17 protein-coding genes are annotated in these 13,649 nt (G+C 33.5%); 12 read left to right on the top strand and 5 right to left on the bottom strand.

The features are described 5' to 3' along the window. Nucleotides 1-17 precede the first annotated feature (17 nt). The 12 genes from I4V84_RS00085 to I4V84_RS00030 all read left to right on the top strand — a co-directional run bounded on the left by I4V84_RS00085 (nucleotide 18) and on the right by I4V84_RS00030 (nucleotide 9,431). Nucleotides 18-350 carry a hypothetical protein gene (locus I4V84_RS00085; protein WP_195990996.1) on the top strand — a complete coding sequence of 111 codons (333 nt, stop codon included), beginning with the start codon at nucleotides 18-20 and terminating at the stop codon, nucleotides 348-350. 151 nt (nucleotides 351-501) lie between these two features. Then, nucleotides 502-780 carry a hypothetical protein gene (locus I4V84_RS00080; RefSeq protein ID WP_195990995.1) on the top strand — a complete coding sequence of 93 codons (279 nt, stop codon included), beginning with the start codon at nucleotides 502-504 and terminating at the stop codon, nucleotides 778-780. A gap of 134 nt (nucleotides 781-914) precedes the next feature. Next, nucleotides 915-1,478: a sigma-70 family RNA polymerase sigma factor gene (locus I4V84_RS00075; RefSeq protein WP_195990994.1), complete on the top strand. Its 564-nt coding sequence runs from the start codon at nucleotides 915-917 to the stop codon at nucleotides 1,476-1,478. Then, a complete protein-coding gene (locus I4V84_RS00070; protein WP_195990993.1) occupies nucleotides 1,468-2,529 on the top strand; it encodes a DUF4179 domain-containing protein in 1,062 nt (353 codons plus the stop codon). The genes I4V84_RS00075 and I4V84_RS00070 overlap by 11 nt, the downstream gene beginning before the upstream one ends. Before the next feature lie 81 nt (nucleotides 2,530-2,610). Then, nucleotides 2,611-3,135, top strand: coding sequence for a hypothetical protein (locus I4V84_RS00065; RefSeq protein WP_195990992.1), 525 nt, complete (start codon nucleotides 2,611-2,613; stop codon nucleotides 3,133-3,135). A gap of 200 nt (nucleotides 3,136-3,335) precedes the next feature. Next, a complete protein-coding gene (locus tag I4V84_RS00060) occupies nucleotides 3,336-3,875 on the top strand; it encodes a hypothetical protein (protein WP_187564850.1) in 540 nt (179 codons plus the stop codon). Nucleotides 3,876-3,905: 30 nt separating this feature from the next. Beyond that, nucleotides 3,906-4,103 carry a helix-turn-helix domain-containing protein gene (locus I4V84_RS00055; protein WP_173718917.1) on the top strand — a complete coding sequence of 66 codons (198 nt, stop codon included), beginning with the start codon at nucleotides 3,906-3,908 and terminating at the stop codon, nucleotides 4,101-4,103. A gap of 771 nt (nucleotides 4,104-4,874) precedes the next feature. Continuing rightward, nucleotides 4,875-5,159 carry a hypothetical protein gene (locus I4V84_RS19730; RefSeq protein ID WP_243283984.1) on the top strand — a complete coding sequence of 95 codons (285 nt, stop codon included), beginning with the start codon at nucleotides 4,875-4,877 and terminating at the stop codon, nucleotides 5,157-5,159. Nucleotides 5,160-5,242: 83 nt separating this feature from the next. Beyond that, nucleotides 5,243-5,425 (top strand): helix-turn-helix domain-containing protein, encoded by a 183-nt coding sequence (locus tag I4V84_RS19725; protein WP_226815537.1) that lies wholly within the window; start codon nucleotides 5,243-5,245, stop codon nucleotides 5,423-5,425. 171 nt (nucleotides 5,426-5,596) lie between these two features. Then, nucleotides 5,597-7,147 carry an AAA family ATPase gene (locus tag I4V84_RS00040; protein WP_207748597.1) on the top strand — a complete coding sequence of 517 codons (1,551 nt, stop codon included), beginning with the start codon at nucleotides 5,597-5,599 and terminating at the stop codon, nucleotides 7,145-7,147. Beyond that, the gene (locus I4V84_RS00035; protein ID WP_195990989.1) at nucleotides 7,147-8,010 is read left to right on the top strand and encodes an HNH endonuclease signature motif containing protein; all 864 of its coding nucleotides are present in this window, start codon (nucleotides 7,147-7,149) and stop codon (nucleotides 8,008-8,010) included. Before I4V84_RS00040 ends, I4V84_RS00035 begins: the two co-directional genes overlap by 1 nt. 50 nt (nucleotides 8,011-8,060) lie before the next feature. Then, nucleotides 8,061-9,431 carry a P-loop NTPase fold protein gene (locus tag I4V84_RS00030; protein ID WP_173717314.1) on the top strand — a complete coding sequence of 457 codons (1,371 nt, stop codon included), beginning with the start codon at nucleotides 8,061-8,063 and terminating at the stop codon, nucleotides 9,429-9,431. 142 nt (nucleotides 9,432-9,573) lie between these two features. Here I4V84_RS00030 and I4V84_RS00025 read toward each other — a convergent pair whose 3' ends face one another. From I4V84_RS00025 to I4V84_RS00005, 5 genes are all read right to left on the bottom strand, one after another. Then, complete coding sequence (locus I4V84_RS00025; RefSeq protein ID WP_117854342.1) at nucleotides 9,574-10,500, bottom strand: hypothetical protein; 927 nt, start codon at nucleotides 10,498-10,500, stop codon at nucleotides 9,574-9,576. Nucleotides 10,501-10,634: 134 nt separating this feature from the next. After that, nucleotides 10,635-11,141 (bottom strand): transposase, encoded by a 507-nt coding sequence (locus I4V84_RS00020; RefSeq protein ID WP_237963662.1) that lies wholly within the window; start codon nucleotides 11,139-11,141, stop codon nucleotides 10,635-10,637. A gap of 85 nt (nucleotides 11,142-11,226) precedes the next feature. Then, entirely contained in the window at nucleotides 11,227-11,823 is a 597-nt protein-coding gene (locus tag I4V84_RS00015) for a nucleotide-binding protein (RefSeq protein WP_226815536.1), read from the bottom strand. Between the two features lie 678 nt (nucleotides 11,824-12,501). After that, nucleotides 12,502-12,867, bottom strand: a complete 366-nt coding sequence (locus I4V84_RS00010) for a helix-turn-helix transcriptional regulator (protein WP_117854344.1) — start codon at nucleotides 12,865-12,867, stop codon at nucleotides 12,502-12,504. Beyond that, nucleotides 12,854-13,531, bottom strand: a complete 678-nt coding sequence (locus tag I4V84_RS00005; protein ID WP_195591280.1) for a hypothetical protein — start codon at nucleotides 13,529-13,531, stop codon at nucleotides 12,854-12,856. Before I4V84_RS00005 ends, I4V84_RS00010 begins: the two co-directional genes overlap by 14 nt. Nucleotides 13,532-13,649 lie beyond the last annotated feature (118 nt).

Below are 13,649 nucleotides of genomic sequence, written 5' to 3'. Positions count from 1 at the left end.
AAAGGAGTTGGAAGAATATGAATGGATTAAAAAAATGGATGGTAGTATTAATGACTGGTGTTACACTTATGGGAAATGTAATTGGAATGGGTACGACAGTTATAGCTTCTAAAAATGAAACGCAGGAATCTTTATCCGGTGTGGATGTTTATATGCCGGAAAATGGTTCTTTGGAAAGAGTAATTAGAGTTTATGAAGATGGTTCTTTTGTAACAGAGCCAATTAATGATATCAGAACGTACGCAACGAATACTCCTTGTGAACATCCAGCGAGATATTTGGAAGCACACGGTAAAAAACAGATTTTCAGACTGTGGGAACAGCGGGAATATGTTATAAAGAACGGTTGATCATATCAAACAAATGTAAAAAATGTAATCGTATAGGAATAAAAACGTACAGCCCATGGTCTTATTGTAGCAAGCATTCTTATCCTGTATTAAAAAAGACCTGTAAAATATGTGGATACACGAAAAAATAGAAAGTTGGGGGAATATCAAAATGAAACGAAAAAAAATATGGATAAGTGTAATTGCCAGTATGCTGATTGGAACTGTTTCCGTGGCTGCCAGTTCTGGTATTGAGTTACATGAATTTTTCAATGAAAAAGGTGAAAAAGTAATTTATCCATGGGAATCAATAGAAAATCCAGATCTGAATTATAACGGTCCTCAGGATCAGGTATATGTTGGACAGATTATTCAGACGGAAGATGGACCGGAAAAAGTAATTGCTGTTGATGAACAGGGAAGTTATGTAACAGAAGTACTGGAGCAATAAAAGAACGGGCAGGAAAAGAAAGCATGATATGTTTTCTTTTCCTGCCGACGAAAAAATAATAAAATATTTCTATTTTTTATACGACCAATTATAATAAAATACGTCATATAAAGTTGAAGGAGAAAATTAAAAAAATGAATGATGTACAGATCATAAATTTATATTTTGCAAGAGATGAAAATGCCATTGCTGAAACAAAAAATAAGTATGAAAATATGTGTTATTCCGTTGCCCATAATATTTTATATAACCGGGAAGATTCTGAAGAATGTGTAAATGATACCTGGTTTTTTACTTGGAACAGCATCCCACCCAAAAGACCATCCATTTTAGCTTCTTTTGTATCTAAAATAACAAGGAATACTGCAATTGGTCGATACCGTAAGAAGAATGCGCAGAAGCGGACGGATTCTCATATGGAGGACATAGCAGGTGAAGTTGAAAAAATAGGGAACATAATTGCCTCGGATATTGAAACGTATTTAAGAAAAAAAGAAATCATAGATATTTTTGATGCTTTTTTAGGTACACTTTCAGAGCGTGACCGGGATATTTTTGTAAGGCGATACTGGTACATGGATTCTATCAAAAAGATAGCGGATAGACACAACTGTGGAGAAAGCAGGATTAAGTCAATTTTAGCCCGTAGCAGAAAGAAACTTTATTATTTATTGACGGAGGCTGGGTATGCAGAATAATAAAGGCTGGGATTTTTTAACAACATTTGCAGACATTAATGATAATTATATATACCAGGCTTCAAAACCATGGAAAGAAAATAAAATAAAAACATTTAAGATGCCATTAAAAAAAGTAATTGCATGTGCAGTAATCGTAATGATTGTCGGATTGGGACTGACACATCAGAATGAAGTAAAAGCAGCCTGGGAGAAAATGACTTCTCTAATTGGACAAATTCTGGGTATCTCTGAAGATACTGGAGAATATATAAAACAGATTCAAAATAAAATCGCAAAGAATGGAGTTACGGTTTCTTTAGAAGAAGTAGCAGTGGATGATGAGAATTTATGGATAGCATATTCCATGACAGATGAAAATGGAAATAATGACGTATCTATGAGCAGCATTGAGGTTAGTGTTGATGGAGTCAAATTAGAATTGGAAAGACAATATTCTAATTATAATGATACCGACTCCAAATCAAAAGATTATGTAGCAAGATTTTCTCTAAAGGCATCTTCAGCTAAACAAAATTTTGAAATTACAATCGGTAATTTTAATACAAAAGGGGACCAGCTTTACATAAAAGATAAATATAATTTTTCTTTTACTGCTGATCCAAAAATACTTGAAAGAGATACAAAAGAAGTATTCATTGACCAATTTATACAATTGGACGAAAAACAGACTGTAACTATTTCAAAAGCAAAATACAATCTCTTCAGCTGTACTCTTTATGGAATACTTCCAGATATGAGTGAAAATACTGAACTATGGATTCGTGGAAAAGATGATGTAGGAAATGAAATTTCATTTAATCTCATTTCTTACCGAAATCCAGAACTGATATTTGAATTAGCAGAGCCTGGAAGTGCGAGGAATGCAAAAAAATTGACACTGCAGCTATATCAGTACACAGAGAATGAAGAAAGTAATATTTTATATAAAAAAGAAGATTATGGCGATTTTTATGCAGAGGAAATAGGAAAAGAATACGAAGAAAATCAGTCACCAGAAGAATTAGCTGTTCCTGTAGGAAATGAATTTACAGTAGATTTACAAAATTGAATTAGAAAAATGAGAGCAACAAGAAGGGAGGAAATAAGTAATTACCTAATTTACATAAAAAAAGAAAAGGAGATATTTACGATGAGAAAAGTAAAAAGAATTAAGAATGTATTGTGTGTATTGCTTGCAACAATTATATCTTTGGTTAGTATGACAACTGTTAAAGCAGATGGAGAAGTTGCTCCATATGAGGATATGGAAAATGCAACATTGCTTCAAAAAGAATGTTATGATCTGGATGAAGACACTATGATTGAAATTACAACTTATGAAAAAAGTATTCCTTCATTTGCAAGATCTTCATGGAAAACTAAAACTGGAACAAGAACATATAGAATTATAAATAAAAAATCTAATACTGTATTTGTACGTTATATTTTAAAGGGTACGTTTAAATATAATGGAAAAAGTGCACAGTGCACAGATGCAACTACCGAATGCAAAGTATTGGTTCCAAATGTATACAATGTAGTTACAAATAGAGCTGAAAAAGCAGGTAATACTGTACTGGGATATTTTTATTGTACGCATGTGAAAACAGGAAAAGGAATGGGTGGCACTTTTTCAATAAAATGTGCCGCTAATGGAACATTAACAATTAACTGACTTTTAAGTGTGACTGAATATATAAAAAAGCTCTACTCATATACCGAGTGGAGTTTTTTTCTATTATTGCGCTGTTGCGGAATTACGGCATTTTTCAATAAATAATATCTACAGATATATGGAAAATCATAGCTTTCGGTATATTGTGAACTGAGAGAGAAACAACGGAAGCGGCAACCTACTACGCAGACAGACAAGTGGTGTCTGTAAAAGAAGTTCCTCAAATAGGAGATCGAATCTATACAGATTTCCGTGAGTGCTGCGAGGACCAGAAAGTTCCATATCGCTGGGTATGCAATAAGATGCTGCAGGAAGGCGTTTCTGTCCAAGACGCTGTCAGATATTATAAAAGAAAACAAGAAAAGAAGCTGCAAAAGGCTCAAAAGCAAGTTCCTGTCAAAGGCAAAATGCTTGAACCACAGCCTGTTAATGTTCTGGGAAAGAAATATGAATCAAAAGAACGCTGTTATAAAGGTTTGGGAATAACCAAAAAGTCGGTTCAAAATCATATGAAGAAAACATCCTGTATGTTTGAAGAAGCTGTCGTATATTGCTATGAGAAAAAGCTGGAAAAACAATTTGAATTTCGCAGAGAAATCTATAAAAGCTACAATGCCTGCTGCACTGCGTATAATCTTGCACAGGAATATGTTGCGATAAAAGCAAAGCGGGAAAAAATCACAAGACAGGAAGCTATGGAAAAACTATTAGCACAACGAGAGTCTGAAAAAACCATATAAACAGAACACAATTTCGAAAGGAGAACAGTTATGTTGAAAAGTAGAGGCGGACGAGAAGAAAATGAGAAACTTCTTCTTTCAGTAAAAGAAACTTGCGGACTTACCGGATTGTCTGAAAGGACAGTGCGAACTTTAATGGCAGAAAATGATTTTACCGTTCGGATTGGGCGAAGAACCCTTGTTCATAAGAAAAAATTTGAGAAATGGCTGGAAAAACAGGAGACTTGAATATTTTTCTGGAACGTGTTAATATTCTGATGTACTTGTGATCTGGTCGGGAAAGGATGAAAACCAGATATTATGAGGTGTTTTATATTATTTTAAACACTGGGATGCGTATTGGAGAACTGGCAGCTCTTATGTGGGAAGACATTGATTTTCATGCACACCGAATCCGCATTTACAAAACACTTAATAAAACTACGATATTTTATGATGATAGTAAGAGAAGAATAAGATGAATACAAATGAAACAAAAAATGAAAATACCGTGCAGAAACCGTGCAGTAACACTTCCAAAAGCGGCGCAAATGTAGATAAATCAAGGGGTTCTGGCAAAAGAATGAACATGTCGCCCATACTTGACAGGTATTTTGTATAATTGATGAAAAAGATTAAAAACACTTGATTTTGCGGTATTTTTTGATTACTCGGAGACTTTTAAGAGTGGCACAAAATAGTAGTAAATTGCATGGTATATTCTCAAAAACAGTGTAGTGTCCAGTGCAGTAAAACAACCTAGAAAAAATTTTTTAACACCAGATCTTGAGTACAGTTTGGTTATAAGAACATGAGAAGTGGGCCGGATTTTACATTTATTTATGTAAAGTTCGGTCCTTTTTGGACGCTAAAATAGAAAAATATTATTGTTACAGTTGCAACTTTAGAGTATAATAACAATATAGTCGAAGAACAGATTTGATATACTGTAGAAAGGGAGAATACCGTTGAACACAGAGATTAAAAATTCAATTCTTACGACAGATAAAGACGCACAATATGATGAAAGTGCGAAAAGGTTACTTGGTCAGAAAAGCATCCTGGACAAGCTATAACGATATTAAATTCGTTTATTCTATTTGGGTTTGTATGAATATGACTGAAAATAGTCTGGAACATATTCATCTAGTAAAAGAAAGCATTGTGAATTTACATGCCTGGAAGGGAAAACTTGATTTGATCAATATTGTAATGATTGGTCTATCGGAAGATATTCCTATTCATGAAGAAAAATATGAGTTACATAAATTACTGGGAGCTCTGTTGTCTCAGATCTATCTGTAGATGAAAAACTGGATATTATAGAAAATGAATATAAGATTCCGATTGAAAAAGATTTCAGAGAGGATGTGAGTGCCATATGTAATTTGAGTCAGAAAATTAAAGAAGCTGGAATTGAAATTGGTAAACGAGAAATGATTATGAAAATGTGCGATAAAGGCTATACAATCGCTCAGATTGCTGATGTTGCAGGAATGGATGAAAAACAGATTGAAGATACTATAAAAATGCTGAATTGCTATCAGTATAAAAGATTAAACATGATCTAAGCAAACAAATTATATTTTACAGAGTAGGAGCCTGGCGGGATGTTACAGTGAGCATCTCGCCACTTTATTTATTTGACATGGTTTGGCGAAATATCAGAAAATTCTGCGAGTAGAAGAAAATTAGTTAGAATTTATTACAAAATAATAGTGGGGAGTGAATAAAGAACACATATGAAGTTTAACATTGTAAGTAGAAATTGTGTGATGACCAATTCAGAAATCGTTTATTTGACAAATGATAATTGGAATGATTATTTTGAATATCGAACTATGTACCAAATGTATTATAAAAATCAACATATTGGTGGAGTACGAATTGGTAGAATTGGACAAACAGAAGATCGCCCAGATATTCCAGACGAATTTGAAACATTACCTACAGATTATTTTTCACTTGGTGTAAGTTTGGAATATTATAAAAATCTTAAAAGAGAAGGAATTCCACGTGTAGAAATTCTAATAGCATTGCATGATATAGCGTATGATTTGAAGTTATTGGAGACTGTTCGCGAGGAACGCGTTACTCAGCGTTCTCTTATGAGAGACTTTTCATATTATGCAGTCAAAGAACAGTTTCATAGAATTGCGGATGGTGGCGCTGTCCTGACAGATTATGATTTTAAATACATTTTGCCTGATAAAGACATTACTACTGGCGAAAATTTAGAGCTAGATTTTTATGTGGAGGGAGAGAATAATACCCCACCAAGTAATATTTATGTCCTTATAGGAAAAAATGGAATAGGGAAAACTACAATTATAAAAAAAATGCTTAAAACTTTATTATGTAATAATGATTTGCATACATATGGAGAATTCATTACTGGCTGGGGAGGAAACTTTTCAAATATTGTTAATATTTCTTTTAGTATGTTTGATGATCCCATTACTGAAGTTGATGTCTTTGACAAAATGATATTTTATAAGTATATTGGATTGATAGATGTACGTTATGAAAATGATATTCGGAAGCGAAATGTAAAATATGATCAATTGCCAGATATGTTTTTTGAAAGCTACTGGAATGTGATTAAAAGCATTACCAAAAATGAATTATGGAAACGCTCTGTTAAAATCCTAGAAACAGATTCGACGTTTAAAGAATTAGATATAGGATCTTGGATATCTCAAGAAAAAAGTGAGTTTGAGAAAAAGATACTTGCAACAGAAAAGTCAATAGAAGAAAAAAATAATACTGAAAAGAATTTCTTTCGCAAAATTATTAATAATCAGTTTTCAAAGTTGAGTTCAGGACATAAAATTATTTTGTTAACGGTTGTAAATTTGGTTAATTTTGTAGAAGAAAAAACACTTGTAATCATGGATGAACCAGAAGAGCATTTACATCCACCGCTTGTATCAGCTTTTATTCGGGCATTATCAGAGTTAATGAGTTACAGAAATGGAGTTGCTATTATTGCAACCCATTCTCCTGTTATTGTGCAGGAAGTGCCTAGAAGATGCGTATGGAAAATTAGGGGACATGGGAAGTATCGAAAATTTGAACATCCAGAAATTGAAACGTTTGGAGAAAATCTGGGGGAAATAACTACAGAGATTTTTGGCTATGATGTTGGAAGCACTGGATTTCATACAATTCTAAAGAATGTTGCTGATAGGAAAAACTCATATGAAAAAGCTCTCAACGAGTTTCAAGGAGAACTTGGAAAAGAAGCCAAATCAATACTTCGAGCGTATATGTATGATAAGGAAAACACTTAATGAAAAAGTTAGAAAAGCCACAGTTTGATATGGAAACGATTATAGATAATTGTTTGGTTCATATGCAAAATCCTCGAAAAAAGAGAATCACATTAGTTAAGGAAAAAATAAAGAAAAAAACAGAAGAATATGATGAATTAGCTCAGTATGGACAATTGCATATAATACCTGAGCATGACACAATTGACAATATTGCAACTAAAGAAGATATGGAAGCTCTATATACGCAAAAATTTGTTCCGAAAAATCAACCGAATAGAGCATTTTATGATAAAATCTTAGCTTTGGCACCCTATGGAAAATGTCCTTATTGTCAACAAAATTTAGTAAAAACAGTGGATCATTTTTTGCCAAAATCAAAGTATGTTGCTTACACTGTTACACCTTATAATCTTATTCCAGCTTGTTCAGATTGTAATACTGGAAAGTTAGATTCAACATTTCATAATCGTGTAGAAGAGCCATTTCATCCATATTATGATAATTTTGATGACTGTGTGTGGCTGAAGGCAAAACTTATAGAAATGGAACCGGTTTCATTTCAATTTTATGCAGATCCACCAATTGATATATCTGAAGAGAAAAGACAGCGAATAAGTCATTCGTTTTCTGAACAAGGATTTTGCTTGAATAATATATATAAATTGCATGCAGCAGAAGAGTATTGCAGTCGGGAAACAAGATTAAAAGAATGTTTTCAAAAAGGAAAAAAGGAACTAGCTGTTGAAGTTTTACAAGATTTGATTAAAGATGAAAAATCCATTTCACTTAATTCATGGAAAACTGCGTTATATCAATCAATTATTGATAGTGAGTGGTACTGGAATGAATATTTGCCAGAAATATGTAAAGGAAAGGACTAATTTCAGCTATTTGTAAGGGAAGAAATAAAATTCAGATGAGGAAAGATAAAATGGAAAATTTTGAGATACTGCCAACAGAGGAAAATTTAATAAAAACATTGGAAGCGGATCTGCTGGGGCGAAATCAGCAATTATCATATTTTTATAATCTGTTGCTTGCGCAGAAGGGAGCAAGTACTATTGCGGTAGATGGAAAATGGGGAAGCGGAAAAACATTTTTTATAAAACAATCTACGATGGTGATTAATGCAAAAAACCCTGTAAGTATAATTGAAAAAGAAAAAAGAGAGAAGATACTATCAAAATTATTCTTGACTGAAAGTGATAATTATGATGATTGTAATCTTGCTATATATTATGATGCATGGGAAAATGATAATGATACAGATCCTATTGTGTCACTTGTATATGAAATCGCGAAGCAGTTGGGGATGACCTATACATTTGATCCTGATACAGATTTTTTTAAATTGGGCGGTGCAGTTTTAGATGTTTTTAGTGGAAAAAATCTTAAGGGAATTATAGAAAATTTGAAGAGCGATAATCCACTCTCAAAATTCAAAGAACAAAAGGCGTTAGAAGAAAAATTGAAAGATTTTTTTTCAGAAGCATTGAATGAGCGTGGAAATCGATTAGTAGTTTTTATTGATGAATTGGATAGATGTAAACCCAGTTTTACAGTTCGATTATTAGAACAAATAAAACATTACATGCACGATGAGAGAATTACATACGTATTATCAATTAACACAGAGGAATTGCAGCATACAATAAAAAATTATTATGGAGATTCATTTGATGCGTGTAGATATTTAGATCGATTCTTTTATTTAAGAATTAACTTGCCTCCGGTTGACAAAAAGAAATTTTACATGAATATAGAGTTAAATGGAAGGTACTATTTAGAAATAATTTCTAGACGTATTATTGATGTTTATAATATGCAATTAAGAGAAATAACTCGTTTTTATCGGCAGGTACGAACTGCGGCCTATGTTCCTACACATGATGATGAAAAATGGAATTGTATATTTCCAGATGGAGAAGCTAGACAATTTATGTTATCTTGTATAGTTCCAATTATTATAGGATTGAAAATGGTAGATATATCAATGTATGAACAGTTTATTTCTGGAAAAAGTGGAAAACCTATGGTTGATATATTAAACACTAAAGAATTTAGTACTGGACTACTTTGTCGTTTCTTAAAAGAGGATGAATCTTTTTCTCAAATAGAAAAAAAGAAATTGATTACACCTGAAGAAAAAATTCTTGAGATTTATAATGCTATATTTGTAAATAAATATTCTGGCAATGATTACCAAAAAACAATAGGTAAATGTGAATTTGATGCTGATTCAAGAAAATTTGTTCTGGTGGCAGCAAGTATGTTATCTCAATATGCGAATTACGAAATATAAAGGTATAAGTATCAGATAAATTATGTGTAGACCAGAGGGGCTAATCAATTAATGATTAGCCTCCTGCTCGGTGTCGATTTATTGGTTACTTTTCAGCTAGGTTATAAGCTTCCAGGGACCAAGGAGAATTCAACTCATTCAATCAATTCCAAAAAGAATTCACTTTCCGTTCCGCAATGTCTTTGGAAACGTTGCATTTTTTTGCAACATAGGAAACTGTGTCTGCGAAAGAACGGCCAAGTTCCTGTGAAAGTTCGACGATGCCTTTTACCTCTGAGGTAAATTTTTCACTTGTAACATAATCACGTAAAACTTCTTCCTGACTATATAAGGTTACCATAATATCAATGACCTCCTTTTCGTGATTTTCAAGATATTCTTTTAAAATATTTTTATCCTTACAAATACGAATAGTTTCTGTAATAGCTGTTTGCGTATTATTTTTATACAGGTTTCTTTGTTCATCAATGACCTTGGTAAATAAAACGTATTGGGTAATAATATCGTTGTTTTTACCGGTTATTAGAACCTTTACCTTTGCATCAATTGCAATTGGTTTTCCAGCAAAAAATTCTTCAGAAAGAGAAATTTCGGTTTTGCTAATTGTTTTGGAACCAGTATATAGAACATATAATTCTGGTTCTGGAAATTCCAATTTCGTCGAAGCGTAAACGCTTTGTTTGGAAGAAATAAAATAATCTTTCCAGGTCTGAGCCAGATACATAATACATCTGACAATAATATTTTCTGTCCAGGTTGACTGTGCTTCTACGAGAATCATTAAGCGGGAACCAACTTTAAATCCAAGATCATTATATGGGTTATTGGCCATTACCTGTTGGAGAGTGACATATTCCAGATCTGATTCCAAGACGGTAGTATCTTCAGGATGCAAAGCCTGGTAAAGTTGCAGCAGATATTCCTTATTTGAAAATAAATCTTCAAAAACACTGGCTTTTACAGTTTGTTTCATATAGTGATCAGATTCCTCATTTGTATGATTTTGAGTATTGGCTGAAAAGTTTATTTCGGCACCTTCTTTCAAGTTAAGTAACTGGATCTTTTTCAAAGTTATATTTTCTAATATTATATTATCATAATGGAAGCGGATTTACAATAAAGCTTAAACTCTAATTATGTCAAAAAATATCGGTCAGTTACTGCTCAGAAGTTAGCTGGACTTGAGAAAAACGAAGGTGCAGACTAATAATTGTCAAAGCCATCAGTTTTCTTATCTGAATATCCCGGACACTCTGTCCAATTATTCGCTGGTTCTTCCAGCCGCATCAAAACAAACATGCTCATGCATTGACAGAGATAATCGATACTTTCGAAACTCCTGAATGTTACAGCCTGCGCCTGTTTCCGCTTATAGCTTCTTAGACGCCTTTCGGCTTCATTATTAGTGGCAGGTACACGGGAATCATGCAGGAACATCAGATTGTTCTGCATATATTTCTCCATTCTCAGAAATAAGTTATACCCATCCCTGTAATACTTGTTTGCTGGAACGTTTCCATATTCCGTTCTGACTGTTTCCAGTACCTCCCGGTACCTTTTTTCTAATTCAGAGATCTTTACCGGCTCTGGTTCCAGAAATGGCTGGCATCCGTTGCAGAAATGAATCATATCCTGTAACAGCGAACGCATCTCTTTGTTCCAAGTGCGGTCAAGCTCATTATCTATACTGTCCTTTAGGTAACGCAGCACATGGGCAAGACATTCCTGGTGATCCGCTCCATAATTATAAACGGTAATATCATGGTCATGGACAAATTCCTTCTTTTGAGAGGTTTTAAATACATAGCTTTAGTTCTTTTGCTAAAGGAATTTTCCAGCTGCCATTACTATCTAATTGAATATAAACAATGCCAGAAATATCATTTGGTAATTCAATATCACCTTTGACTAATGCACACACATTATTTCTACCTAATTTACCAATTAAGTAACCATGTTCAAATACAACATTTTGTCTTGCCCTGGCCTTTTTTTCTTTCTTCTTCCCTTTTACATATCCCAAGTCGCAAGGGGTATATAAAACAATTCCAAATTCTACATCTGAGTATTTTTCAATTTTCTCTATAACTGTCATTCCACTGTTTACTTGTTCGTGCAAAATTATAGGCTCAAGTCCAATTTTTTCTATGAAGCGGGCAACTTCAAGCTTTACTTCATTATCGTGCCCATGAACAATAAAAATTTTTTTCTTTTTACTTGGAACAACAATATTATTAGAAACATTATCAGGAATACAAATTGTGCCATTATTGGTGCTACTAGATTCAATAATCAAGTTTTGAACGTTTATCGTTTTTTCATTTATAAACGTTTCAGGGGGGATTTCAATGCCAATTGATATGGTGTTCTGAATAGTTATGTTATTATCCATTTTCGTGTCCTTTCTGGGACGCATACACAGCGGTCGTTATGATTGGACACCCATTGGCTTAGATTTTTAGTCTGGATAAGAAAAAAACACACAGACAAGGGGTGTCTACACAATCCGCTCATCAGACTTGCTGTTATCATGTAATTTACTGTCTAAGTGCTGAATTGTTATAAACTTCCACTGTCGTATGCATCCGACTTTGAGATATTATTAGTCTTCAAGGCAGGGCATGTTATAATGCATCTTTTAGAGAGTGTGTGGCATTGTGATATCTCATGTCCTTGTTCCCTTGAGGCAAGCTTATAATAATTCAAAATTATGTGCCTTAACAGGACATGGCATGGTAATTAAATTTTCATTCTTTACCTGCTTTTTTCGGGTATTTCATCGCTTAACAAGCTCCAAAATAATAAAAAACAGACATACCGTGAAGTAGTTATCTGTTTACCTAGGACACGGCATGTCCGATTTTTCAAAAATATTTTCAGTTTTTCTTAATATGATTTTGCTTTTGGGGTGATTTCTTTCTCTTTGTTAAGCTTGTGCATAGTATGGTTACTTATATATTTTCAGTTTAAATCACAGTACCTCAAGATATCGTAAGGATACAGAAAGTGAATATTTGTCTCTTGGAAGATAATACCATGAATGGCACAACCACTGACTATAGGTAATTACTTACGCAGTTTTTAGCCCAACAGTTTTTCTAAAAACATTCATCATTGATTTCAGCATTTCTGTGTCCATTCCAGCTAAACTGCTTACATAAGAAATAGTCTCTGCTGGCATCAAATCTTCCAACGTACATTTGTAAACCTTACAGAAGCTAATAAGCTGTGTTAATGAACACATGACTTCTCCATTTTCATAACGCCGAATTTTTCTTGGATCGCAGTCAAAGATTTCAGCGACATCTTCTTGGGTTAGCGGGGTGTTAGCCCTCGCATTTTTTAGATTAGCACCGATTTCTTTTTTGAAATATGTACTATCATTCTGGGCGTTAAGTAGTTCACGGTATCTTTTCAGCTCATCATCCGATAACACTCACAACACCCCCGGACTCCAGACTGCTAAAAATAGCAGTAGAAGTCGGAGGAGTAGGAAGTGAAAGAAGCATCGAATCAGTTACACTGCCCGTATTACTTCTCCCTACATTTGTATTTCTGTTCAACCATGCAGCTCGTATCATCTCACTGACACGTTTTATTTTCAATTTTCTTAATTCACGCAGTTCTTTTCTGCGCTGCAGTAGTCTTTCGTATTCGTGGTAGAGTTCCTCTATGTTCAAATCATATTGAAAATAATCATAGAATAAACCAAATTGTGTTGAACGTTTTACTGTAACAGGCATACCGAATATAGTAGTATCAACAAAATCTGCCGTAACTACTATTGTTTTTTCGTAATCTGTCGTTGGAATGTAGGTAACAGAAATATTGCGCTCATTGTAATCTTGTAAAAAATTGCAGAAACATATACTGGTGAAAATACCAGAGAATAGTTTCGACATGTTTATTTTGGGCTCTTTTATATACCGACTAGCCCGTACATTTCCAGTAGCTAATATTGCAAAATTACGCAACTTTTTCTCATTCTTCTTTTCTTCTTCACGAATGATTGATTTGCTGATGGCATCAACAATCTTGGTCGAATCTAATTCTATTTGTATGCCATCCGGTTTTTTTATACTCACTGAAATAATAATCACCTCTTTTTTGAATATTCCGTTTATCCTCTACTTATAAACACCTCCTCATATAATCAAGTGTTTTTTATTGAAAATTCAAGGTTTTTCAACCTTTCATATCTCAGTGAATAAGCCACAG

This window comes from Ruminococcus sp. 1001713B170207_170306_F1 (assembly GCF_015668065.1).
Taxonomy (GTDB): Bacteria; Bacillota; Clostridia; order Lachnospirales; family Lachnospiraceae; genus Blautia_A; species Blautia_A faecis.
The sequence above is the reverse complement of the archived record's forward strand: the minus strand, read 5'-3'. Positions and strand labels throughout refer to the sequence as shown.